21 protein-coding genes and 1 pseudogene are annotated in these 25,280 nt (G+C 40.7%); 4 read left to right on the top strand and 18 right to left on the bottom strand.

Going from position 1 to position 25,280, the window contains the following annotated elements; genetic code table 11:
* Positions 1 to 209: 209 nt before the first annotated feature.
* The 8 genes from Ga0466249_RS24465 to Ga0466249_RS24430 form a co-directional block, all read right to left on the bottom strand.
* Positions 210 to 1,334, bottom strand: coding sequence for an ABC transporter substrate-binding protein (locus Ga0466249_RS24465; protein WP_215832121.1), 1,125 nt, complete (start codon positions 1,332 to 1,334; stop codon positions 210 to 212).
* 245 nt (positions 1,335 to 1,579) lie between these two features.
* Positions 1,580 to 3,127, bottom strand: coding sequence for an L-glutamate gamma-semialdehyde dehydrogenase (gene pruA, locus Ga0466249_RS24460; RefSeq protein WP_215832118.1), 1,548 nt, complete (start codon positions 3,125 to 3,127; stop codon positions 1,580 to 1,582).
* Between the two features lie 33 nt (positions 3,128 to 3,160).
* Positions 3,161 to 4,309, bottom strand: a complete 1,149-nt coding sequence (locus tag Ga0466249_RS24455; protein ID WP_215832117.1) for an NAD(P)/FAD-dependent oxidoreductase — start codon at positions 4,307 to 4,309, stop codon at positions 3,161 to 3,163.
* Positions 4,302 to 4,586, bottom strand: a complete 285-nt coding sequence (locus Ga0466249_RS24450; protein ID WP_215832116.1) for a (2Fe-2S)-binding protein — start codon at positions 4,584 to 4,586, stop codon at positions 4,302 to 4,304. Before Ga0466249_RS24450 ends, Ga0466249_RS24455 begins: the two co-directional genes overlap by 8 nt.
* Positions 4,573 to 5,046, bottom strand: coding sequence for a 4Fe-4S dicluster domain-containing protein (locus Ga0466249_RS24445; RefSeq protein ID WP_215832115.1), 474 nt, complete (start codon positions 5,044 to 5,046; stop codon positions 4,573 to 4,575). The genes Ga0466249_RS24450 and Ga0466249_RS24445 overlap by 14 nt, the downstream gene beginning before the upstream one ends.
* The gene (locus Ga0466249_RS24440; protein WP_215832114.1) at positions 5,047 to 6,135 is read right to left on the bottom strand and encodes an NAD(P)/FAD-dependent oxidoreductase; all 1,089 of its coding nucleotides are present in this window, start codon (positions 6,133 to 6,135) and stop codon (positions 5,047 to 5,049) included.
* Positions 6,132 to 6,446: a (2Fe-2S)-binding protein gene (locus Ga0466249_RS24435; RefSeq protein ID WP_312889831.1), complete on the bottom strand. Its 315-nt coding sequence runs from the start codon at positions 6,444 to 6,446 to the stop codon at positions 6,132 to 6,134. Before Ga0466249_RS24435 ends, Ga0466249_RS24440 begins: the two co-directional genes overlap by 4 nt.
* A gap of 170 nt (positions 6,447 to 6,616) precedes the next feature.
* Entirely contained in the window at positions 6,617 to 8,086 is a 1,470-nt protein-coding gene (locus Ga0466249_RS24430) for a sigma-54 interaction domain-containing protein (RefSeq protein ID WP_215832112.1), read from the bottom strand.
* 301 nt (positions 8,087 to 8,387) lie between these two features.
* Between Ga0466249_RS24430 and pdxR the strand changes: the two genes are divergently transcribed.
* From pdxR to pdxT, 3 genes are all read left to right on the top strand, one after another.
* Positions 8,388 to 9,881, top strand: a complete 1,494-nt coding sequence (gene pdxR, locus Ga0466249_RS24425) for a MocR-like pyridoxine biosynthesis transcription factor PdxR (RefSeq protein ID WP_215832111.1) — start codon at positions 8,388 to 8,390, stop codon at positions 9,879 to 9,881.
* A gap of 31 nt (positions 9,882 to 9,912) precedes the next feature.
* The gene (gene pdxS / locus Ga0466249_RS24420) at positions 9,913 to 10,794 is read left to right on the top strand and encodes a pyridoxal 5'-phosphate synthase lyase subunit PdxS (RefSeq protein ID WP_215832110.1); all 882 of its coding nucleotides are present in this window, start codon (positions 9,913 to 9,915) and stop codon (positions 10,792 to 10,794) included.
* Positions 10,795 to 10,867: 73 nt separating this feature from the next.
* Complete coding sequence (gene pdxT, locus Ga0466249_RS24415) at positions 10,868 to 11,437, top strand: pyridoxal 5'-phosphate synthase glutaminase subunit PdxT (RefSeq protein WP_215832109.1); 570 nt, start codon at positions 10,868 to 10,870, stop codon at positions 11,435 to 11,437.
* A 93-nt stretch (positions 11,438 to 11,530) separates the two neighbouring features.
* On the opposite strand, the gene Ga0466249_RS24410 is transcribed toward pdxT, so the two are convergent.
* Together Ga0466249_RS24410 and aroD are read right to left on the bottom strand one after the other, a co-directional pair.
* Positions 11,531 to 13,294, bottom strand: coding sequence for a thiamine pyrophosphate-binding protein (locus tag Ga0466249_RS24410; RefSeq protein ID WP_215832108.1), 1,764 nt, complete (start codon positions 13,292 to 13,294; stop codon positions 11,531 to 11,533).
* A gap of 65 nt (positions 13,295 to 13,359) precedes the next feature.
* The gene (aroD, locus tag Ga0466249_RS24405) at positions 13,360 to 14,118 is read right to left on the bottom strand and encodes a type I 3-dehydroquinate dehydratase (protein ID WP_215832107.1); all 759 of its coding nucleotides are present in this window, start codon (positions 14,116 to 14,118) and stop codon (positions 13,360 to 13,362) included.
* Between the two features lie 134 nt (positions 14,119 to 14,252).
* On the opposite strand from aroD, the gene Ga0466249_RS24400 reads away from it, so the two are divergent.
* Complete coding sequence (locus Ga0466249_RS24400; protein WP_215832106.1) at positions 14,253 to 15,155, top strand: LysR family transcriptional regulator; 903 nt, start codon at positions 14,253 to 14,255, stop codon at positions 15,153 to 15,155.
* 229 nt (positions 15,156 to 15,384) lie between these two features.
* On the opposite strand, the gene Ga0466249_RS24395 is transcribed toward Ga0466249_RS24400, so the two are convergent.
* From Ga0466249_RS24395 to Ga0466249_RS24360, 8 genes and pseudogenes are all read right to left on the bottom strand, one after another.
* On the bottom strand, positions 15,385 to 17,346 hold the full coding sequence (locus Ga0466249_RS24395; RefSeq protein ID WP_215832105.1) for a methyl-accepting chemotaxis protein: 1,962 nt from the start codon (positions 17,344 to 17,346) through the stop codon (positions 15,385 to 15,387).
* Between the two features lie 195 nt (positions 17,347 to 17,541).
* Positions 17,542 to 18,405, bottom strand: a complete 864-nt coding sequence (gene aroE, locus Ga0466249_RS24390) for a shikimate dehydrogenase (RefSeq protein ID WP_215832104.1) — start codon at positions 18,403 to 18,405, stop codon at positions 17,542 to 17,544.
* 192 nt (positions 18,406 to 18,597) lie between these two features.
* On the bottom strand, positions 18,598 to 19,932 hold the full coding sequence (locus tag Ga0466249_RS24385; RefSeq protein ID WP_246589026.1) for an MFS transporter: 1,335 nt from the start codon (positions 19,930 to 19,932) through the stop codon (positions 18,598 to 18,600).
* Between the two features lie 319 nt (positions 19,933 to 20,251).
* Positions 20,252 to 20,581 (bottom strand): MFS transporter, encoded by a 330-nt coding sequence (locus Ga0466249_RS27920; RefSeq protein ID WP_376769321.1) that lies wholly within the window; start codon positions 20,579 to 20,581, stop codon positions 20,252 to 20,254.
* A gap of 135 nt (positions 20,582 to 20,716) precedes the next feature.
* Positions 20,717 to 21,431: pseudogene (locus Ga0466249_RS27915) on the bottom strand (MFS transporter); the annotation flags it as partial.
* A gap of 480 nt (positions 21,432 to 21,911) precedes the next feature.
* Positions 21,912 to 22,874 carry an aldo/keto reductase gene (locus Ga0466249_RS24370; protein ID WP_215832102.1) on the bottom strand — a complete coding sequence of 321 codons (963 nt, stop codon included), beginning with the start codon at positions 22,872 to 22,874 and terminating at the stop codon, positions 21,912 to 21,914.
* A 61-nt stretch (positions 22,875 to 22,935) separates the two neighbouring features.
* On the bottom strand, positions 22,936 to 23,844 hold the full coding sequence (locus Ga0466249_RS24365) for a hypothetical protein (protein WP_215832101.1): 909 nt from the start codon (positions 23,842 to 23,844) through the stop codon (positions 22,936 to 22,938).
* 215 nt (positions 23,845 to 24,059) lie between these two features.
* Positions 24,060 to 24,878, bottom strand: coding sequence for a sugar phosphate isomerase/epimerase family protein (locus Ga0466249_RS24360; RefSeq protein ID WP_215832100.1), 819 nt, complete (start codon positions 24,876 to 24,878; stop codon positions 24,060 to 24,062).
* Positions 24,879 to 25,280: the final 402 nt, after the last annotated feature.

Genomic DNA, 25,280 nt, shown 5'->3' with positions numbered 1-25,280 from the left:
GCTACCTAATGAAATTCCGTTGATTAACTGTTGTACAAATTGTTGCAGTAGTGAATCCATACGCCCTTCCCTCCAATTATTTTCATTAAAATTTAAACCGAATTCGTGTGATGATGCCCCGTAAAAAAGGCGGCTTCCGACATTCTGTAACAGAATGCCGGAATCAACCGCATCAAAGCACTTCACATTTTCTAATAAAATTACTTATATTAGGGTTTAATTGTTTCTCTATACGTTTGTTTACCATCTTTGAATTCAAGAATAACAGCACTCTTAACAGCATCATGACTTTCATTAATTGTTAGCGAACCCGTTACAGCTTGGAAGTCTTTCGTAGCAGCAAGAGCTTCGCGAATTTTTTCCGGTTCAGCACTGCCTGCCCGTGTAATGGCATCAGCTAAAACATAAGCCGCATCATAGCCAAGAACAGCCATTGCATCTGGCACCTGACCATATTCTTTTTGATAAGCATCTACAAACGCTTTGGATTTAGGACTCTTGTCTTCGACAGAATAATGATTTGTCATAAATGTATTATTCAGAGCAGCAGCTCCGGCAATTTCAGCTAATTTAGGAGAATCCCAGCCATCGCCGCCAACAAACGGTACGGTAATACCAAGTTCTCTTGCTTGCTTAATAATTTTACCCACTTCATTATAATAGCCAGGTACATAAATGACATCCGGATTTGCCGCTTTAATCGTAGTCAAAATGGTTTTAAAATCTTGGTCATTCTGTAAATACGCTTCTTCAATGGCAATCTTTCCGCCGTTCTTCGTAAATGCCGCTTTAAAGAATTGCGATAAACCTTTACTATAGTCACTGGAATTATCAACCATAATTGCAGCATTCTTGCCTTTTAAGGTATTGGACGCAAAGTTCGCAGCCACGGTGCCTTGGAAAGGATCGATAAAACATACACGGAAAGTATAATTTTTAACCTTACCGGTATTTTCATCTTGCGTTACTTTCGGGTTCGTCGTTGCAGCAGCAACGAAAGGAATTTTACTTGCTTCAGCAACTGTTGAAGCAGCGATGCCATTTGAACTTGTCGTAAAACCCGTAACAGCAACAACTTTATCCTGAGAAATTACTTTCGTCATGGCATTGGTTGATTCAGATGGCTCACCTTTATTATCAGCAATAACCGTTTGAATTTGTTTGCCAAGAACACCGCCCTTGGCATTAATTTCTTTGAACGCCAATTTCGCACCATTGGCAGCAGAAGTTCCAAACGATGCCGTATTTCCTGTCATTTCATATACAACACCAACTTTAATATCTTTACTATCACTTCCACCACATCCGGCTAAAAGTCCTGTAAACAAGGTCATACAGGCAAGGGCGCTTGCCCATTTCACATAACTCTTTTTCAACACTGTGAGTCCCCCTTTTTATTAGCATTGCATATGATAAAACCCGCTAGTACCCAATCACCTCCCCATAATCGAAAAAAGACACCTTGAACAAGAATGAACTTGTTCAAAGCGTCTTCGCTTCACTATCTTATATTGTTGTTACTATATTACCTGATTTCTGTGAATTTTGCAATCATTATTTTATAATAATCGCTTTTTATTCAAAGTTTTTCACAAATCGATTTTGCTTGCATGAAAAGCGGTAAATAATCCGTACCGCCGCCTTTAGAATCAGTGCCAGACAGATTAAACCCGCCAAAAGGCTGGACACCCACTAATGCACCTGTGCATTTGCGATTAAAATAAAGGTTACCCACCTGGAATTCACGACGCGCTTGTTCTAACTTCGCACGGTTATTGGAAAAGACTGCGCCAGTAAGACCGTATTCGGTATCATTGGCAATAGCCAGAGCCTGTTCAAAGTCCTCGGCTGGAATCACAGCCAGAACAGGTCCAAAAACCTCTTCGTTGGCTAGTCTGGCAGCGGGTTTAATATCAGCAAAAACGGTTGGCTCAATAAAATAGCCATAACTGCCCGCTTTACTGCCACCACAGACAAGCTTCCCTTCGGACTTGCCAATTTCAATATAGCTTAAAATTTTCTTGTAAGCATTCTCATCAATCACAGGGCCTAAATTCACAGCAGGATTGCTAGCCGGACCCACTTTTAATGCCTTGGTTTTTTCAACTATTTTCGCCACGACAGCATCGTATACGTCTTTCACAACAATCGCCCGCGAACAAGCGGAGCATTTTTGTCCCTGGAACCCAAAGGCTGCCGTCACAATGTCCTGAGCAGCTGCCTCAATATCGGATTCACTATCAACAATCATAGCATCTTTTCCGCCCATTTCGGCAATGACCCGTTTCAACCATTTTTGGCCAGGCGCTAATTCACTTGCTAGTTTATTTATACGCAAACCGACTTCTTTTGAACCTGTAAAGTTAATAAACCGCACCTTAGGATGAGAAACTAAATAATCCCCAATCGTTCCGCCACTGCCAGGCAGATAATTTACAACACCTGCCGGCAAACTGACTTCTTCCCATAATGCCATAAACTTTGCAGCAATAATCGGAGTCGCACTGGCCGGTTTCATCACAACCGTATTCCCTGCCACAACAGCTGCTGCTGTCATGCCTGTCAAAATAGCCAAAGGAAAATTCCATGGCGGAATAACAACGCCTACGCCAAGGGGAATATAGACACATTCATTTTCTTCACCGGGATAGGAATAAACTTCCATTCCTTTGGTATATTTCCCTATTTGACGCGCGTAATATTCCAAAAAGTCAATAGCTTCTGCTGTATCCGCATCGGCTTCCACCCAATTTTTCCCTGCTTCTTCAACAAGCAAAGCGGAAAAATCAAATTTTTCTCTACGCATGATTGCAGCCGCTTTAAATAAATAACGTGCGCGTTCAGCCGGACAAACATACTGCCATGACTTAAAAGCTTGTGCTGCAGCTTCAACAGCCTTTTCAGCCAAATCACTGTTAGCCCTCGCTGTCGTCCCAATAATTTCAGAAGTATTCGAAGGATTAATGGACGTAATCTTTGCTTCCACATCAATCTTTTGACCACCAATAACCAAGGGATAATGGGTCCCCTTGGCTGTATTGACTGCCTTAAGCGCCTTTTCCATCGCTGCTTTATTAGCGGGAATGCTAAAATCAGTTAAAGGCTCATTCTTATATTCAATTACCATCTTTTTTTCCTCGCTTCCCTATTTTAAATTTGATTAGACAACAAGCGGTTCTTTAAATAATTCACCGCGTTCAAACCGTCCGGCATCAAACATTTGCGTAGGGAAAGTAGTGGGTTTGCCCAGCACGATTTCAGCCATTAACTGACCTGTAATAGGTGAAATCATAAAGCCATGTCCACTAAATCCGGCAGCAGTGAAAAAGCGTTCCATCGCGGGAGTATTACCAAGAATCGGAGTACGGTCAGGAGACATATCATATAAGCCGGCCCATTGACGAATGACATTCAGCCTGGCAAGCGGCGGCAATATTTCTACTACGCGCTCAGCCATATCACATAAAAACTGCCAGCTGGATTTTATATTAAATGTTTCAGGCTCATTGGGATGACCAAGCCCCATAATAAAGCTACCGTGAGGACTTTGCTGACAATAAAGGTTATGATAAAAACTCATGACCATGGGACCCAGCGTCGGTTCCACAGGTTCTGTCACAAGTATTTCATGACGCTCAGGGAAAATCGGCAATTCAACGCCAACCATGCGTCCCACTTGCTTCGAATAACCGCCAGCTGCATTAACGATGGTATTTGTAGCAATATCACCGCTTGCTGTATGGACAGAAAGAATTTTTCCGTTTTTAGACTCAATATTGAGTACTTCTGTATTGGTATAAATTTCAACGCCTAAATTTCTGGCTGCTGTAGCATAAGCTTCCGTTACCTTAAAAGGATTACAGTGGCCATCTTCAGCACAAAATGTTGCGCCAAGTACTCCTTTAAGACTCATAAAAGGTACGACATCAAGACATTCTTCCGGCGTCAGCCACTTCGCATGGATATCAAGGGAATTTTGCAAAACGAGGTTCTTTTTAAACTGTTCAACCATGCTTTCCGTATAAGCCGGCAGCAAATAGCCGCTTTGATGAAATTCAATATCAATATTTACATCAAGCATTTCCGGCAAGTGCGAAAGCATCTTGACACTTTCCCTCGACAAAAGACAATTCGTCTCTGTCCCCCACTGCACTCGCATGCCTGCGCCACAACGCCCCGTTGATCCGCTTGCAAGGTATTTTTTTTCTAAAACAACGACTTTTCCTGCACCGAGTTTGGCTAAATTATAGGCCGTAGAGCAACCTACAACACCGCCACCGATCACAACGATATCTGCTGACTTAATCATCTTTTTTCACCCCTAAGAGTGCTGACATTTTGATGGCAGTGGTGGGAGGACGAAAAGTCGGCAAAGCAATCTCTTCAAGGGGCTTACCTGTTGCAGCAGCAATCTCTTTCGCAATCAAAGGCGTACAATTTCGGCCTTGACAAGGTCCCATTCCGCACCGACAAGAGCGCTTAATTTCTTCTAAATTATGTTCGCCGCGCGCAATGCGATCCCGAATATCACCTAGTGTAACGTCTTCACAGCGACAAATAATGGTATCTTTATCATTCTGATTCATGATTTTCCTCCTTATGCAAGCGCAGACCCCGAACATCCATAGCTAGTTCTGTTGGCAAGGAAAGCCAAATGACATTCGTTTTATTGGGCGATTGCTGAACGCGCACAACTTTCGCTGTACCCACACATTTTCCACTGCGATTTAAAGCATCCACTATTTCATTCGATTTTGGCAAAGGAAAAAACTCATAAGGAATTTTGACTAAGGCTTGGTCCTCACCGTACGTAACATCGACAACAAAAATCGATAGCCCGGGGCAATGGGTCATACAATTCCCGCACCCGTTACAACGTTCTGCATCGAGTGTTGGACAGTCATTGATTTTTTTTACCGTAATAGCCCCTTGCGGACAGGCATCGGCACAAGGATTGCAGGGAATTTGCTGCATACATTCAAATACTGCTACAGGTCCCTTAGCCAAGCGTTCCTTTGTCGGAAGCAGTGCTTCATTGTTTACCATCTAGCACACCTCCTCTAAAACAACTTTGCTTAATCCTGCACAAACCTTGGCACTCGCCGGGCCGGAGCGAAGAGCACTTAATTGCTCCTTAGCAACTGCGGCGTTTGCCGCAAAGGAATCCGTTTGATACCCCAGTGCAGCCGCCGCATTCATTCCGGCAATCTTGCCTTCAACCATCGCTGCTGAAGCTTCTTCCACACCCGCCACATCACCGGCAATATAAATATTCTGATTTGTTGTCAACATTTGTGTGTCTCGCAGCGGAACATAGCCGCCAAGCTCACTGACAAACTGCATTTTACAGCCTGCCTGCCAAAGCAGCTCAGTCAGCGGCGTCAGCCCCACAGCCAAACAAAGTCCATCGACTTCGATATATTGATCACTGCCCTCAACGGGCCGCCAATGTTGATCTAATTTGCAAATTGTAACACCTTGCAAACAGTCGCTGCCATGCGCCGATTTGATGGAATGAGAGGTATAAATAGGTACGCCGTAGCGTTGAAGTTTCGCTGCATGCACAAAATAACCACCAATTTTCGGTGCAGCTTCAACAATTCCAGCAACATCGACACCAGCCTGCAACAATTGATAAGCAACAATAACACCAATGTTACCAGCCCCTACCATGAGCATGCGCTTACCGGGCAATACGCCATGTACATTCATCAAGGTTTGAACTGCACCCGCGCCATAAATACCAGGTAAATCATTATTCGGGAAGGCCATTGTTTTTTCCGCAGCCCCTGTAGCAACAATAATTTTTTTCGGTTTTACTGTCTGGAATTTACCATCATGAGAAAGAGTAACAACTCCATCGGGATAAATGCCAAGAATGACCGCATTTTTCCACAGCGTAATATTCGGGAGTTCTTCACTCCATTTCAGCAATTTTTCAGCAATATTTATGCCTCTTTCGCCAGCAAATTCGGCTTTTGAGCCAAAAAACTTATGCGTTTGTTTAATGAGTTGGCCACCGAAATGGTCAGAACGTTCAGCAAGCAATACCTTAGTTCCAGCCTTGGCTGCCTCAATCGCCGCCATCAAACCAGCCGGACCGGCACCAATAACCAAAATTTCCGCTGCTATCATAAGATTTTCCCCTTTCCTACCTGGGTTTCAACTGCCATACCAGCACGAAGGGGCTCCACACATACTCGTACATTTGGAATACCGTCTACTGTCATCAAACAGGATGAACAATTGCCAATGGCACAAAAAATACCGCGCGGACGATGCGCACTATGACTATGACTCAAAACTTTCACATCTGCCGCATGAAGTGCCGCCGCAATCGGTTCACCCGCTACCCCTTCCATGTCCTGGCCGTTTAAAGTAAAGCTTACCTTCTCTTGTTGCGGAAAGGTCAATATTGGATGATTGACTATTCTCAAGCTAAACACCTCCTGACTCATACTAATGCAAGGAACGTGCCAATTTTTAAAATTAATTTGTAAAATGAGATTAAATATAGTCACACAGTCCGTTTCGCCCGTTATCAAAGGATAAGAGTCAAGAAAAGGTTATTAAAAACCGCCTAACAAACCGTCTAATTTCTGACACTCCCGTCAATTTACTGACAGCGAAGGCCTAATCGTTCCATTTTATAATAAAGAGTGCTCCGGGGAATCCCCAGTTGCTTGGCTGCACTGGCCTTATTATAATGAACTTCTTCTAATACTCTCGCAATAACGTCCCGTTCTACTGTTGTTGTCACAGTTGACAAGCGATCTTCCTTGCTAAACTGAACGGATTGTTCTGTTGACAATACGGAATGCAGTAAGTTGTGAGGTAAATTCTCCATGCCGAGTGTGTCACTATCAGCTAAAATAACCAATCGTTCCAACACATTCAGTAGTTCACGAATATTGCCTGGCCAACGATATTGAATGAATGTTGTTATTAAAGCAGGATCAATTTTACTGATTTGCTTTTCATGCAACGTACTATAATAATGAAGTCCTCGCTGAACAAGCTCGGGGATATCATCTAACCGTTCACGCAACGAAGGTAACAGGATAGCCACGACATTTAAACGATAATAAAGATCTTCGCGAAAATCGCCACGATCAATCATTTCTTCTAAATCTTGATGCGTAGCAGCAATAATCCTGACGTCCACCTGAATGGCCTGACTGCCACCTACGCGATAGAATGATTTTTCCTGTAACATTCTGAGTAACTTAACCTGCATGTCTTTTGGCATATCACCGATTTCATCCAGGAGTAGCGTGCCGCCGTTGGCCTTTTCCAATAAACCGGCTTTTCCTTTTCGATCGGCCCCTGTAAAAGCGCCGGATTGATAGCCAAACAATTCGCTTTCAAATAAATTAGCCGGAATAGCACCGCAGTTGATGGCAATAAAGGGGCCCTTAAGCTGACTTGCTTCATGAATAGCCCGGGTAAACAATTCTTTTCCTGTACCGCTTTCACCGCGTAACAAAACAGGGACACCTGTCGGAGCAACACGCCGAGCCATATCAATGGCGTCATGAATCGCCTGACTATGACCGTAGATAGCGGAAAAAGCATCGCTTTGCGTAACAATTTTATCAATTCGTTTCTTTAAGGATTGCACTTCCTCATGCGTTTTGGATAACTTCTGATTTAATTGGACAACTTCCGTAATATCCCGTTCACAGCAGACAGCACCGACGACCTGTTGTTCTAAATTTACCGGTCTGGCATTAATGAGTACATGTTTATCCGGACAGGGCACATGATACTGTTCATCAACGGATTGATGTTCTTTCATTACTCTACTTAGCATTAAATTAGAAAAAAATCGTTCAAGAGGCTGATGCAAAATTTCACTCGCATGAATGCCATATAAATTTTCCGCTCGCTGATTCCACACAACAACATGGTCCGCTTCATCAATCATACATACGGCTTCATTGACCGTATCAAGCAGGGCCTCCAATCTGGCCTGCTGCAAATCATAAGCCGCAAGAAGTCGTTGAAAGAGATCGATAACCGCTTCATGCTGGTTATGATTCAAGTAAGATTGTAACTGATCCCTATTTTCGAAAAAAGAAGTCATGCTATGATTCCTCCCTTGAACATCTCCTATTTAATAAAAAAAGACGCTTCTATGTGAAGTAAAAGCCGTCCACATAAAGCGTCTTTGCTTATGTCAAATTACTGACACTTATTCTTTTCTTTCATCATAAAGTATCTTTGCTATAAATTCAACACCTATTTTGATAGAAAATCCTAAAATTTCACTTCCATTCTCCTCTGAATAAACTGGTCGGATTAAAAATGAATAAACTGGTCGTTGACGTCATACCAGATTCAAGGTATGGTTACATCAGAATGATCCTTCCTGCAGGAGGTTTTTCATGCTACTCTTGGAACTAGACGAAAAAATTCATAAACCCCAGTATCAGCAAATTCTGGAACAAATCCGTGAAAAAATTGAACAGCGCCTACTGCTTCCGGGCGAAAAACTCCCTTCGACGCGCCGCTTGGCGAACAGCCTGGGGATTCACCGTTCAACTGTCGCCAATGCTTATCAAGAATTATGGGCACTCGGGTTCGTTGATATTAGACCCGGCTCATGTCCGCGTGTACGAGAACGCATGCAGATCGCCACAGCGGATAATCGCACAGAAAAAGGTCTGATTGACTGGAATCACACAGCTTCAGCCGCAAGTACAGCTATTTGGCAAACGAACTGCAATTTCCAATCACCAATGGGCCAACAAGAAAATCTTCATATGATCAATTTTAGCAGTATGGATATGGATTGCCGACTCTTTCCGCTTGAAACATTCCGTTCTTGTTTAAACCGAGCCATTAAAGCCCAGGGCATATCCATTCTTGGCTATGGAGATCGAGCCGGTTTTTTTCCATTACGTGAATATATTGCCCATCACTTGCAAAGTCACGGCATTTCCGTCACATCCGATGAAATTCTCATTACCAACGGATTGCAGCAAGGCATTGATTTAGTCTTTCGTATGTTGGCCGCACCAGGAAAATCAGTCGCCATTGAATCACCTACTTATAAAGAAATCATTCCACTCTTAAAGTTTTGCGGTCTAAAACCCATTGAAATCCCGATACGCGCCGATGGAATGGATCTTGCGATTTTGGCAGACAAATTAGACAAAGAACATCCATCCTTAGTCTATACCATGCCGAACTTTCAAAATCCAACGGGTGTCAGTACCAGTCAGTCTCATCGCGAGCGTTTGCTTTCACTCTGTAAAACTCATGGCATTCCCATTTTAGAAGATGGCTTTGAAGAAGAAATGAAATATTTTGGTCGAGTCATCTTACCCATTAAATCCATGGATAAGCAGCATTTAGTCATCTACTGCGGAACTTTTTCCAAGGTACTTTTTCCTGGTATTCGTATTGGTTGGGTGGCGGCAGAAAAAGAATGCATTGAACGCCTGATGGCTATTCGTAGTTTTAGTGATTTATCTTCCAGTATGATCTTGCAAGCGGGGGTTTACGAATTCTGTCAACATGGCTACTATGATCGCCATGTCAATAAAATGCACCGTTTCTTCCGGAAACGCATGCAAACAGTCCTTACAGCTCTTCGTCATCATATCCTGCCAGAGTGGGCTGAATGGAAAGAACCAAGTGGCGGCTATCTTATTTGGCTCAAATTAAAATTTCCGGTTTTATCTGAAGACAAATTGGATAAGCTATTTACCTCCCATGGCATTCAGGTAGAATTTGGTGATCAGTTTTTTTCTTCTGAAACAAAAGATACCTACCTTCGTCTATCCATTTCCAAGCTCAATGAAGCAGAAATTATCGAAGGTATTCAAAGACTGGGACAGACACTAGAAAAGCTCTATGCTGAGACACAGTCTTAAATAATAACAACAATTCTAGGAGGAATTCATTATGGAACAAGGAACTTTTCGGGTAAAAGCAGGTCTAGCTGAAATGCTAAAAGGCGGCGTCATTATGGATGTTGTCACACCTGAGCAAGCAAAAATTGCAGAAGAAGCGGGCGCTTGCGCCGTCATGGCCTTGGAACGCGTACCTGCTGATATTCGTGCTGCCGGCGGCGTGGCTCGCATGGCAGATCCGACGATTGTCACAAAAATTATGGCAGCGGTTAGTATCCCTGTTATGGCTAAAGCTAGAATCGGTCATTTCGTGGAAGCACAAATACTTGAATCACTCGGCGCCGACTACATTGATGAAAGTGAAGTTTTAACACCTGCCGATGATAAATATCACATCAACAAACATGACTTTAAAGTGCCTTTTGTGTGCGGAGCAAGAAATTTAGGCGAAGCACTGCGCCGCATTGGTGAAGGCGCGGCTATGATACGTACCAAAGGTGAACCAGGCACAGGCAATGTCGTGGAAGCAGTCAAACACATTCGCATGGTCATGAGCGAGATCAGACAGCTACAAAATTTATCTGATGAAGAAGTATTTACTTTTGCGAAAAATATTGGCGCTCCGCTAAATTTAGTTGTCGAAACAAAAAAGCTTGGCAAATTGCCTGTTGTTAATTTCGCAGCAGGTGGTATTGCCACACCTGCTGACGCCGCTCTCATGATGCATCTTGGCTGCGATGGTATCTTCGTTGGATCAGGCATCTTTAAGTCAGGCGATCCAGCCAAACGCGCCAAGGCCATTGTCGCTGCAACAACTTATTACAATGATCCCAAAGTACTTGCCGAGGTATCACGTGATTTAGGCGAAGCTATGGTGGGGATTAATATTTCTGATATTCCAGATAGCGAACGCATGCAAGAACGCGGCTGGTAAAATCAAGGTGCACTCCCACTGACAGCGTGGGAGTGCACCTTAAATACAGACAGCTGAAACGAGGGATGGAAAAATGAAAATTGGCGTGTTAGCCTTGCAAGGTGCTTTCCGTGAGCATTGTGCCATGCTTAATCGCTGTGGCGCTATAGCAATGGAAATTAGAAAAGCCAGTGAACTGGATGAAATAAGCGGCTTAATTCTGCCTGGTGGTGAAAGTACTACCATTGGCAAACTCCTGGTGGACTGGGGACTCATGGACAAGATCAAAGAACGGGCCGCCCAAGGTATGGCAATATACGGCACCTGTGCGGGTCTCATCTTACTAGCCAAGACAATTCGTGACAGCGACCAGCCACGATTGGGTCTCATGGATATTACTGTCCAACGTAACGCCTTTGGCCGACAAACGGAAAGCTTTGAAGCCGATTTAACGGTTCCTGAGTTTGGCCCAGAACCGATACGCGCCGTATTCATTCGCGCCCCCTGGATTGAACAGGCAGAAGCAAATGTTAAGGTCCTAGCCAATGTAAAAGATAAAATCGTTATCGCCCGCCAAGACAAGTTGCTTGTAACAGCCTTTCATCCTGAGTTAACGGGCGACGACCGAATTCATAAGTATTTCATTGCCATGGCACAAGAATAAAACATAAAATAATAAATCCAACAAAAAAGCAGCTGCAATGTTTGGTCATAATTAAACATTGCAGCTGCTTTTTGTTTGCTTCTTTACTTTTGATCAGTTCGTACTTACATGATGAACTTTTTTACCAGGAGAATAGATGTCCATAATATTCCAATGTCCAGCAGTTGGAACTGGATTATTCAGCATGGAAACATCAAGGACGACGGGTTTATTCAAGGTAATCGCCTTAGCTAAAGCAGGCTTGAAGTCAGCCGCCTTTTCAATTTTTATTCCTTCTACACCATAGGCTCTGGCAATGGCTGCGTAATCGGGTGAATAAGATTCTCCGTCTTTCTCAAATAAAGTTCCAAATGTCGTATCATAATGCGCTTTTTCCAACCCTGCAATCGTACCGAAAGCACGATTATTCATAATAACGAAAATGGCTGGAATATGCTCAATCGCTGCTGTAGCCAATACTGCTGGATTCTGACCAAAACCACCGTCACCAATAAGTGACACGACAACTTTATCAGGAGCCGCAACTTTAGCCCCTAAAGCGGCTGGTGACCCAAATCCCATGGTGGCATAGCCTCCCGGAGTAATAAATGTACCTGGTTCATAAATCGGAAATTGCTGACCTACACCATTTTTATTCCAGCCTACATCTGTTGTAATGATGGCATCCTTGGGTAGAACTTCCCGCAAGTCAGCTAGAATACGCTGCGGACACATGGGAAAATCATTGCTTTCTTCGAACTTCTTATTGCTGGCCTTAAATTCTTTTTTATATGCTGCGATTTCTTGTTCAAGTGCTTTATTTTGTTTGCCCTTGGGAAAAAGCTGTTTCGCTACACGATTAAGAACGGTAAGCGCCTGCTTCAAGTCCGCGACAGCACCAATTTCAACGGGGTAATTGCGCCCAATTTCGCTGGGATCAATATCGATCTGAATGAGCTTAGTTGGCGGGAAATTAAAGGTAAACTCAGGGTACCAAGAACTGCAATCGGCTTCTTTAAAACTTGTCCCCAGCCCTAAAATATAATCGGCTGCTTTGCACTTATCATTAATAAACTTCGTTCCCCAAAAGCCTGTCATACCCAATGTAAGCGGATGATCATCAGGCATAGTGCCTTTACCCATTAGTGTATGAGCAACAGCAATCCCCATGTGATCAACAAATTCCCGTAGTTCCTTAGCAGCATCAGCCAACATGATACCACCACCAATGTAAATCAGCGGATTCTTCGCTGCAGCCAATATTTTAATAATTTTAGCTGCCAATTCATCATCAATTGATGGTTTACAAAGAACTTTCGTATTCTGATCATATTTTTCAAATAATGCTACATCAATTTCTTTCGAAAAAATATCCATGGGCACATCAACAAGTACCGGTCCAGGACGACCGGATTCAGCTAAAGCGAAAGCTTTTTCCATGATTTCCGGCAATAAATGAGCACTATCTACGCGCCAAGCACGCTTAACAAAAGGCCGATAAATTTCCCATTGATCTCCATCAGCATGCAAATTCACTTCCTGATGCGGATGCTTGCCAAAATAATGTGAAGGAACATCTCCGGCAATCACAACCATTGGAATTGAATCCAGAGCAGCATTGGCTACGCCTGTAGCTGCATTTGTCAGACCTGGCCCAAGGTGACTTAAAACAACAGAAGCTTTCTTGGTAACCCGGGCATAGCCATCAGCAGCATGAGAAGCGATTTGTTCATGTCTCACATTAATATAGCGAATTTTTTCACTCTTCGATAATGCAGCCAAGAATGCAATATTCGTATGACCGCACAGACCAAAAATATGTTTAATACCTCGTCTTTCCAAATACTTTATCAATTGGTTGGATACTAAATCTTTCATGTTCATTCCCCCTACTAAATTCAAAATAATTGCAAATGATCGTGATAATGATCCAATTACTGGATTTATTCCCCGGACATTGACCGCTCGACAATGTCAAAGGCCATGCGCAAATCTTCAATCGGAATTTGGCCGGGAGCCGAACTTTTGTCTCCTACTGCAAAACTAAGTGCAGAACCAAAAACACCACCAACAATTCTACTAATTGCACCGTACTTGCCCATCGACATCGTAATGAGTGGTATGGTTAAGCGGTTTTTCGCTGCCAACGTAGCCTCAAATAGAATTAGGACATCTTCCAATGTTTGTGGCATCACTGCTACTTTAGCAACATCAAGCTGATATTGATCTGCCTCTGTAAATTTTTGTGATAATATCTTAGCACTTGGTGTACATTCAAAATTATGAAAAGAACCAATGATTTTTGTACCCTGCTCAGTAGCTACCTTTCTAAGATAACGAATATACTCAGATTCATTACTCAGTTCACAATCTACATATTCAACAGTCGTATTTCTACATATTTCCACATTTAATTCAATAGCTTCCTTATCTGATAAGGAAATTGGCTGGCCTCCTTCACGAATAGATCTTATAGTAAAAATCATGGGAATATCCCCAATGACCTTTTTCAAATGATTTGCTAAGGCTACTGTCTTCGCTGAATCATGAATATTCTCAAAAAAATCTACTCGCCATTCAATAATGTCAGGCTTTTTGACGAGAATTTTTTTTAATTCATTACCAATTTCTTTCTCAGTCTTTCCGACTAACGGGGTACAGATAAGCGGTTGCTTTCCTTCACCAATTAAATTTTTTTTCACACTTTGTCCTCCTTCAAATCCAGATCCTATTCAATTATTGGAACTATCTAAATTTTATAATGTTTTTTATATATTTGCAATCGATAATTGTGATATAATTTATATGTAATAAAGAATAATTAGGAGGTGCGTTGATGGAAATTCATCAATTACAATATATTGTTGAAGTTGCTAAACACCGACACTTTACACACGCTGCTGAAGAAATTTGTGTTGCTCAATCTTCATTATCACAACAAATCACCAAACTCGAAGAAGAACTAGGCATAAAGCTATTTGAGCGAACCACTCGTTTTGTCAATCCTACTCCAGCGGGCCTGGAATTTATTTCTTATGCTAAGAAAATATTAGCTGAAATCGAATTATCCAAGCAATGTATGCAAGCACATGTAGGGCTCACCAAAGGAACTCTGCACATCGGAGCCATTACTACGTTAGAAAATATTGGCTTTGTTTCGCTCATTACATCCTTTCATAATTTGTTTCCTGGTTTATACTTAGATATCGCGCTAAATGGCAGTTATCATCTAGCCGAAATGTTACGTACCTCTGAAATTGACACCGCTCTACTTACTCCTCCTGAGCTTGATGATGATGCAGATATTGTCTATTATCCCTTAGGAGATGATGAATTTGTCCTTGCTACCACTAGCTCGTCACCACTAGCAACAAAAAAAGTCGTTGATTTGTCCGAACTATCGAAAGAAAATTTTATCTTCCCCAGTCCTGATCAAAGTATCCATAAAATTTATTTAAAAGCATGCCGCGACGCAGGATTTACGCCGACCATCGTTTGTCAAAGCAGTCACTCTGAAACAAGTCTGGCATTAGTAAGTGATGGAATGGGTATCGGATTCTTTCCTTTAGGAATGTTACTTGCCAATACCTCAACAAAAGTTTCCATCATCAGATTAGCAAAACCGATCAAAAAGCATGTCGCTATGGCCCTCTTAAAACGTTCGCATTATACGCCTGCCGTTGCAGCTTTCCGTGATTATGTATTAAAACGCTGTCAAAATACGCAGCAAAACAAATAAATGAATTTAAGCTATCACCCCTAATTTTTATTTTAGCAGCAACGATAACCCCCTTCCTATTATGACTAGAATAATATCCCTCGCCGGATTTTTCAAGTGCTGCAAATTGTTCCATATCATGCCAGAACCAAATAACCCCATAAGTCTGCCTGACCATCTTATCAATATACTTAAACTCTGCCCCAAGATGCAAACCTGCATTAATTTTCCTTGCTATTAAAATCTAAAACTAAACTTTAAACTTCGCAACGGCCTCTTCCAAGTTACGGGACAAATTAGATAAATTCTGACTAGAAGCAGCAATTTCTTCCATTGATGCGGATTGTTCTTCCATCGCAGCGGAAATCGTTTGTGTTTCAGCAACATTTTCCTTAATTATATGATCAACGGTATTTGTTGAGGCTAACAATGCTTGGCCATGCGAAGCTATTTGTGTAATGGAATGTGATATCTGATAAATATGTTTAGATAAATCGACAACAGATTCAGCAATTTTTTCAAATGTCTCTCCCGCAGAATCGACTATGATCATGCCCGATTTTATGCCTTCTACACCAGCTTGCGTTACATTAACCGCCTGATTCATATTCATTTGATTTTTTTGAATTAATTTCCCGATTTTTAGAGCCGCCTGATTGGATTCCTCAGCCAACTTTCTTACTTCTTCAGCTACCACCGCAAAACCATGCCCATGCTCACCAGCACGTGCTGCTTCAATTGCAGCATTTAATGCAAGCAAATTTGTTTGACGAGAAATAGTAGAAATAAGATTGACAATTTCATTAATTTCCTGAGAACCATCAGCAAGCTCTGCAATGGCACTTTGAATATCTTCTGAACCTTTACCAATTTTTTTCATTTGTTCCATGGCATTCTGTAAAGAAACTTTACCATTGATAGCATCCTGTGAAGTAATATCCGCTATTTGAGAAACAGCCTGAGTTGTATTCGCAATTCGTTCTGTACTACTGGATAATTCTTTCGATATTGTAACCATTTGTGCTGTTGCAGAAGCTTGTTTTTCAATACCCTCTGCAATTTGATTAATAGAATGGACTATTTGATCCGATGCTTCTGCTGATTGATAAGAACTGGCTGTTAACTGTTCACTTGATGAAGCCACTTGTTCTGATTGCGCTTTAACTGACAGAATTAAGACATTTAATTTGGATCGCATTTCATAAAAACCCTTTGCTAATAATCCGATTTCATCTTTTTCAACTATTTTCCTTTCACGATATCTAAGATCGCCCTGTGATAACAGCATACATTCATCAAGAATCATTCTCAGAGGCCGAATCATTCGACTGGCCGAAAAATATCCGATTAATATTACCAGAAAGATAGTAACAATTAGAATAGCAGCATTTGTTAGCGTTAATTGTCGTATCTTTTCTGACAAAACAGAAGCGGGGGTTTCATGTACAATAACCCATCCCGTTATTGGATCATATGAATAATTAACAATTTTACGAACATCTTGCTCATCTTTTATATCTACTGTTCCAGTTTCACCTTTCAAGCCTTGTTGAATAAAATTAACATTTGACAAATCCATACGTTTTTCAACTAATTCACGTTTCGGATGGGCAATCACCTTTCCCTCACGATCTACAATGTAAAAAATACTATTATCACTTGATTTCTCTATTACCATATTAATCAGCATATCCAAATCAATTGTACCCTGCAAAACACCTGCAATATTCGTACTATCTGTCAAATATATTGGTGTTGCCAATACAATAATTAAATGATTATTATCCTTGCTAACCAACGTTTCTGATACAACGTCTGTTTGTCCCTTCAGCGCATATTGAAAAAATTTACGATCACTAATGTCTGGGAAAAGCTTGGAATCATCACTTTTTACTATTTGCTTCCCCTCCTGAGTATCTACAACAATGGGTAACAGCATCGGATATGTTTGAGAAATCTCGACAAGAAACGGTTTAGATGCTTGCGCATCAAAAGAACGTATCTGTGGCGTTTTAGCCGACATTTTTAATATGTCAAGCTGTTTTGCAATTAAATTCTGTACTTCCAACTGCAATTTTTCTACTTGGGAGTGACTTGATAATAAATAATCTGAATGAACTATATTACTAAATAAATAAGTAGAAAGAAGGAATACTAAAACAAGGGGTGTACAACTAATTACTAACAAAAATATCATTAATTTCTTTCTCATCTACATACACCTCCAAATTAATTTGTAGCCAATATTAGCACACTATTGATAAAATTAAATATTTCACGCGTGTATGCGTTATCTACATTCAAACAGACTAAGATGGTAATAGCTCACAGGAACCCACGTTGAATGTTGTGTAGTACTACATTCGACAGAAAGGTTAACTCTGTGAGCTATATTACGATAAAACTTTTATTTATTGCCTGAAACAATTTTAGCAATTGTCTCGCTCATCATAGCAGTAGGTTCTTCAACGCCTGTCCATAAGGAAAATGCCTTGGCCCCTTGGTTAATACACATACCTAATCCATTCATAATTTTGCAGCCACATTCTTCAGCATCGAGCAGTAATTGTGTTTTATCCGGATTGTAAGTACAATCAATAACAAATAAATCCTTACGCAAAACCTCCTTGCCTATTGGGCTCTCGCCTAGATGAGGATACATACCTACACCTGAGGCATTAATAAGCACATTGCTCTTGGCGATATATTGCGGACACGCTTTTTGACCAAAAGGGACAACTTCGGCACAGGGAGCTATATTCGTATTAATATCATTGACTAAAGATTTACTTGCTTGACTAATCTTATCGGTTATATATATTTTTTTTGCTCCTTTAAAAGCTAAAGTTGAACATACAGCCCGTGCAGCACCGCCAGCGCCAAAGACAAAAAAAGTGGTTTGACTAAGATCAGCCGTCGTTTTATCCATATAAGCTTTGACAAAACCTTCGCCGTCCGTATTATATCCCTTTAACTTACCATCTTTTATAACAACAGTATTGACTGATCCGATCTTTTCTGCCAATTCATCTACTTCATCTAAGTACTCCATAATTTTAATCTTATTTGGTTTTGTAACATTAAATCCAGCAAAATGCATATTCTTGATACCTGTTACAACCGATAATAATTTTTCATTGCCTACTTCAATTGGAAAATAAAAGTAATCCAAATCTAATTTCTGAAAGGTTTCATTGTGCATTTGTGGTGAAAAAGTTTGTTTTAACGGGTCCCCTAACAGACCGACTAATTTTGTATCTACTGTAACCATTGAAAAACACTCCTTATAATTTATATTTTCCCAAAGAAATTTAGTAGAACAGATGCAGCTACAGTTTCGCCAATGCTTCCGCCTGCCTGAATGTATTCAAGCTAGGCGGCTGCATTGACGCCTTTATACTGCACCGGATCAAGGTAATCGACATACCACGCGAGACCAATTAGTACATTCAAAAATTTTTGTTTACTCTTTAACAGGTTCTAACTCTATACGACTAATCTTTCCAACAAGGAAAATATAAGAACAAGCTCCAGCTAAAGCTACGCAACTCATAAATATTAAAGCACCAGTAAATGACCCCGTTGACTGAACAATGAAGCCGATTACAATGGGCGTAATAATACCAGACAGATTCGCAAAAAAGTTAAACACACCGCCTGCTAACCCTACTAATTTACTAGGCGCCACATCACCAACAATAACCCAGCCAAGTGCTGCCATACCTTGTGCAAAAAAAGCTACGGACATGATAGCAATAATCGTATTAAAGTCGTTGGAATAATTGGCCAATACAATGGTGCAACACCCCAACCCTCCCGTAATAATCGGAAGTTTACGGGCAATGGAAAGTGAATAACCTTTCTTTAACATCGTATCAGACCAATATCCTCCGACAAGAACCCCGAGAAAAGCAGCAGCATATGGAATGGAAGCATAAATACCTGCTTTCAACATGGGCATATGTTTTTCCGCAACCAAGTAGGTCGGAAACCAAGTTAAGAAAAAAATCAGCGTAGAATTCGTAGCAAACTGACCAATATAAATACCCCAAAGTTGGCGATGTTTAAAAAGTTCTCCTAAATCTTTCCAGTTGATTTTTGCACCAGTAACTGTCTTATCTGCCAAACCGTCGCCCTGACGAATGTACTCAAGTTCAGCCTCATTTACAGAGGTGCTGTTCTGAGGATCACGATAGTACATATACCATATGCCACTAAACAAAATACCTATTATACCAGTAATCCAAAAAATACTTGACCAACCAAAAGTAGCTGAAAGCCAAAACAATACTGGCGTAAGAAAAGCCAAACCGACATATTCACCAGCAGTGTATATGGAAGTTACCGTAGCACGTTCCTGCTTGGGAAACCAGGAGGCAGCAACACGGCTGTTTGTTGGGAATGCGGGAGCTTCGGAAAATCCAACAGCCAGACGAAGGCCAAATAAAACGGCAACACTTCTGCCGAAACCCATGAGAAGAGTAAATAAAGACCATAAACCACAAGAAACAGTATAAGTCACTCTAGACCCAAAACGATCTAAAAACCAGCCACCAGGTAATTGCATCAACGCATAAGACCAACTAAAACCAGAAAATAAAAGACCTAACGTAGCCGCATCAAATCCAAGCTCCCCTTTAATAGCCGGTGCAGCTACCGCCATATTTGTACGATCAAGATAATTAATCGCAGTTGCCAGAAACAAAAGGAAACAAACCATAAAACGGACGCGGGTTGGTTTTTGATGTGATAAGTTAGGTAATACCTGATTTTCTTTAGTTAATGAAGAATCCATCATCTCATCTCCTAATCTTTTTCATATTAACAACCATAGCCTTCATTTTTAATTTTGCCACCTTGTTTTCCCACTCCCACCGCCTCTTTATCCATTTTATTATGCTCCAATTTTTCTTAAACTGAAGATAACCTTAAAACAAGTATTCGGAAATAATTCACTGAATAAAACCAAATTAACAAAATAATTTTTATTAACTAAATTTTATAATTTTATCTTTATATTTGCAATCGATAGTTTTAATATAATTAACCGTCGAAAACGATTAATAGAATTTTCTTATAACTATACAAAAGGTGCAACTTCTGCACAGAAAGCAATTTTAGTATTCTTCATCCAACACGATTCTTTCGACCTTAGTAAGAACAAAAAGATAGGCACATATACCACACACTGAAACAAGGGATACATAAGCAAGTGCCATATTAAAACCGCCAGTACCTTGAACGATAAAACCAACAATCATCGGCGAGGTAGCACTGCCGATATTGGCAATAAAATTCAGTAAGCCGCCAGAAATCCCAAGGAGATCCTTTGGCGCAATATCAGATAACAATGCGCCAGTGACGGTTGACGCCATAGCCTGACCAAAAAAAGCAACTGCCATGCACGCTATTACGCCATTAATATTATCAAAGTAGTTTGCGCCCATGATAACTGCGGACATGAAAAAGCCGGCAATAATAGGAGTTTTACGCGAAATAGTCTTAGAGTAACCATGATCTGTCATCCAATCAGACCATTTGCCACCAACAAGGGAACCAATAATTGCTACTAGGAACGGAAACATGGCATAAAAACCGCCTTTTAAAATTGTAAGCCCTTTGGCAGTAATTAAATAGGATGGAAACCAAGTCAAAAAGAAAAATAAAGTCGTCATGATCGAGAAGTGACCAATAAACATGCCAACCAGTTTACGCTGGCAGAATAGCTTACCAACGGTTTTCCACGAAACAGTCTTTCCTTGTGCAACACCGCTTTCTACTAAAGCGCCGCCTTCTTTGATGTACTTCATTTCTGCTTCGTTCATATCGGAACACTCTGCAGGATCTTTATAATTATAGTGCCAGATAAGAGCAACTACGATGCCGATGCCGCCAGTACCATAAAATCATTTGCCAGCCATAAGTAACAAGTACCCAGGAAAGCAAAGGTGTTAAAAAACCTAATGCAAAATACTCCATACCAGTGTATGCTCCAACAGCAAGGGCTCGTTCCCTGTCTGGAAACCACGCCGCAACACAGCGAACATTTGTTGGAATTATCGGTGCTTCAAATACACCAACGAAAGCCCGAACTCCAAGTAGCTTCGTCAGACTATTGGTTAGACCCATACAAAAGGTGGAAGCTGACCAGCCGACAATAGCAACTGTAAACATAATTCTCGGTCCAAATCTATCCAAAAGCGCGCCGGCAAAGGGAAGACAAAAGGCGTAAGACCAGGCAAAAGCAGAAAATAAAACACCCATTGTCGCTGCATTAATTCCCAATTCTTTTTGCATAACTGGTGCAGCTACAGCAAGATTACCTCGATCTAAATAATTGAGACTAATAACCATACAAATAAGACCTAACATAAACCAACGTCTTTTAGTCGGTTTTACAGCGTTTTCTATTTTCCCCATAATAGTCCTTGATTGTGCTTCCATAATACCCTTCCCTTTCTTGTTCTAAAATTTTCACAAAGCTTTTATTATTAACTGAATTTTATAGTTTTATTTTAATATTCGCAATCTATGTTTTCGTTATAATTAACATGCAGAGACGATTAATCGAATTTTCTTATAAGTACGAAACTCCCCATAGGATAAATCCTGAAAAACAAATTAGAAGAACAAAAGAGAAGCGAATAGTATTAATACCACTACTCACTTCTCTTTTGTCCTTTTCGTATAGTTAGAAACTTGTCTATCAGTATAATATAAATTAAACAGACTTACATCAATAACACATTGTAAATCGCTTATCCAAAAAAGCACGATTTAACGCTGAAGATTAAGCCATAACCGCTCCTCTTCAGTTAATAAAATATCGGCCGCCGCTATGCTGGAACGCACCCCTAACGGTTTCTGCGGACCTATTACTGCACAAATAGGAAATGCTTGATTTAACACATACGCCAAAGCAACATTGGTCGCCTCAATCCCATTACCTATTTTTTTTGCTAATTGAGTAGCCCTTTTTAAGCGCTCCATATTTTCTTCACTATAATAAACTCGCGCGATGTCAGGATTGGGAAATTCTCCAGGCTTAAATTGACTTGCAAAATAAAAAAAGCCACTAGCCTGAGCCGCCCATGAAAAAAGTGGTAATTGCGTCTTCTCGTGCCAAGCTATATACTTGTCATCTGCGTAAACAACACCTTCCCAACGATTCTCGGTCACTTTGGCCAAACTGAGACTTGGACTATTTAGGGCGATACCTGTATAGCCTTTTTTATTTGTATAAGCAATGGCTTCGTCCATTCGCTGCGTAGACCAATTTGAAACGCCATAAGTCTTAATAAGCCCGGTCTGCTTATGCTCTTCCAACGTATCCATCAGTTCTCCGACAGGAACAGAAGGATCGTCACGATGGAGCAAAAACATATCGAAATAATCAGTTCCCATATTTTCTAAACTATATTTTAAATCCTCCGTAATAAATTCCGGCCTTACTCTCTTTTGCTCCGGATGATGAATACCCTCTTGATCCACATAGTGATGACAACCTTTACTAATTAGCATGACATCCTTGCGATTTCTGGCTTTTAGCCACAAGGCAATGGCGCGTTCACTTTGGCCCACACCATAAACACGCGATGTATCTAAAACATTACCGCCCTGTGCGACATAGGTATCCAGTATTTCAAATACTAAGTCTTTTATTTCAGGTCTAAAAAATGAAGTACCTAAAACGATTTGCGAAACCAACTGTTCTAATCCTTTAACAGCAACATATCTCATTTTGATTGTTCGTTCCTTTTCTATTAGTAGTCAATCAGGGTATAGACACCCGTTAATTATCTTAAAGGCCAGAACAAACGGAATAAATTAACCACTCAAATTGCATTTGATCATCACTTGCCACTATTTCTTCCATAATTTTCTTTATTTCTATTTTAATATCTTCCAAAATGGCACTAGGCGTATCGCTACACGATGTCAGTTCATCATCTACACATAAGCCTTCACAACTAAAAAATGCATGAAAATCTGTAGAACGAATATTTCGATTCATAATCCAGCGGTTTTTTCTTTCTATAGGGATATAATTTTTACATAACCATAAACCGTAACGTTCCTGTACCCTATATGCACCTATTCGTTGCTCCTGATCCGATTGAATCAGCAACGGATTATACTGTAATTTAACTTTATCACCTTCAATATAAAAAACTGCCTCATAGGAAATTTCGGGAAAGTGCTGCAAAAAACCTGTTTTAACAAATTTCTTGCAATAATAGTCCGGCGCTTTCATGCGATGTGCTTCAAACAATATATCAGGAGTACTGCTTTCGGCTGGGAATACATGACCAAAAGAAATCTTTTCTGCTTCTTCCCGTTCTAATCCTTTCAGAAATAAAACAGCTCCCTCATGACTTGTTTTACCCAATTTAAGTTCTACAGAACCAAACCGCGTAAACCACATCACGTAATCTTTTAACACTTCATGCTTAAAATTCTGTTGGTAAGATTCAGCTGTACTATTTAATTTTTTGGTAAAAATTTTTTCGCCAAAAATACTATCCCGATATTTTACAACAAGAATTTCTTCGTTTTCCCCTATAATTGAACAGTCCACTGCAATCCGAGTAGCTTCAGCATCAAGTGCACAAGCAATCCTATCCCGAATCATGAATAAAATGTTCATCTTATCATTCACTTTTTCAGCACCTGTCTGACTTGGAGCAACCGTTAATGCAGCTTTTTGCATAAAAACACCCTCTTTTATCTACTAATAATTTACTTCCCCTGATAATCAGAAATTCCTGCTCTTATAATCATTATAAACCGATATCTTATAACCTCTCTGCTCACACAAAAAAATTGACAAAGAAAACAAAGGACGGTAGAGAAAAACACGTCCTTTGTAAATACGATATTTTACTTTTAATCATCTTATCACAACCATTATATGGCGTTAGAGAGTCATTTACGCGGATGAGCCGCAAAATAATCTTTGGCAGTTTGCAAACAACGCCACGCATGTTCCCCAAAGCCCAATTCCTTCGCACGCGCAACATTAGGTAGCTCAATTGAATAGGGAATCTCAGGTATTCGATTTAAGATGCTCGCAATATCAATACCGCCTTCACCACAATACAAGCGTGCCTCACGAAGGATACGTGTCATCTCTTCTTTCTCTGCCGGAATTTTCGCGGAAGCATCACAAAGATGTGCAAAATGGAACCATTCGCGGGGCACTGCATCTAGATCTTCAACCTTGTCACCTGCGCGATGAAAATGATGCGTATCGATCATAAGACCAGCATTTTCACGCTTTACGGTACGAAGAACATCAAGTGCTCCCGCAAGATTAAATACGCTGGCAATAGGAACGTACTCAAGGTTTACCGTCAGACCGAACTGTTTGGCCTGATCACACAGTTCGGAAAAACGCTCAATCGCAAAATTGCGATCATCAGTCCAGATACTGCTAAGAACATGGCGACCACCCAATTCGGCAGAAACTTCCATAGCAGGCAAATACTTTTTCACATCGACACCGTCATAAATGCGCGCCAATTCAATGTCGTGAAGTTTAACGCCTGTATCAGCCATCGCTGTTTTGGTTTGCCGCATCAAATCCTTGTTTTCGTCCAACGCATAATTAGGCTCACCAGGCAGTCCCAAATTAATAGGCCGAAGGCTGACGAAATCATAGCCAGCCCGCGCAGCAATATAAGTCATCTCGGGAGGCGGACAGCCAAGCACTGTAAGATAAGCTAAAGAAAATTGTTTTGTCATTTTTATTCCTCCTATTATTATTGATAATAGTGAAAGCAAGTAATTTACGAAATTATCGGTATTAACTAAATTTTAAAACTTCAATTTTATCTTTGCAATCGATAATTACGATGTAATTTATTATAAAAAAATATTAATAGTATTAAAAAAAACAAACACCCTTTATTGAACTGCAAAGAATCGCATCGCACAAATTTCGAACTACTAACTGAACCGATATATAACTCCAACACAACAAAAAACAGGAGAATCTCTATAACTACGATTCTCCTGCTCTTTGTTCTTGCTGCAACCGCAAAATGATTACGCTTTTACCAGTGACATACCGAGTTCAAAAGCCTGTTCATTCTTAGCTTCTGTTCCTTTTGGTACCCGAGCCAGTACGGCCTTCACGGCCGACTC

The organism is Pelorhabdus rhamnosifermentans, from assembly GCF_018835585.1.
Taxonomy (GTDB): domain Bacteria; phylum Bacillota; class Negativicutes; order UMGS1260; family UMGS1260; genus Pelorhabdus; species Pelorhabdus rhamnosifermentans.
The sequence above is the reverse complement of the archived record's forward strand: the minus strand, read 5'-3'. Positions and strand labels throughout refer to the sequence as shown.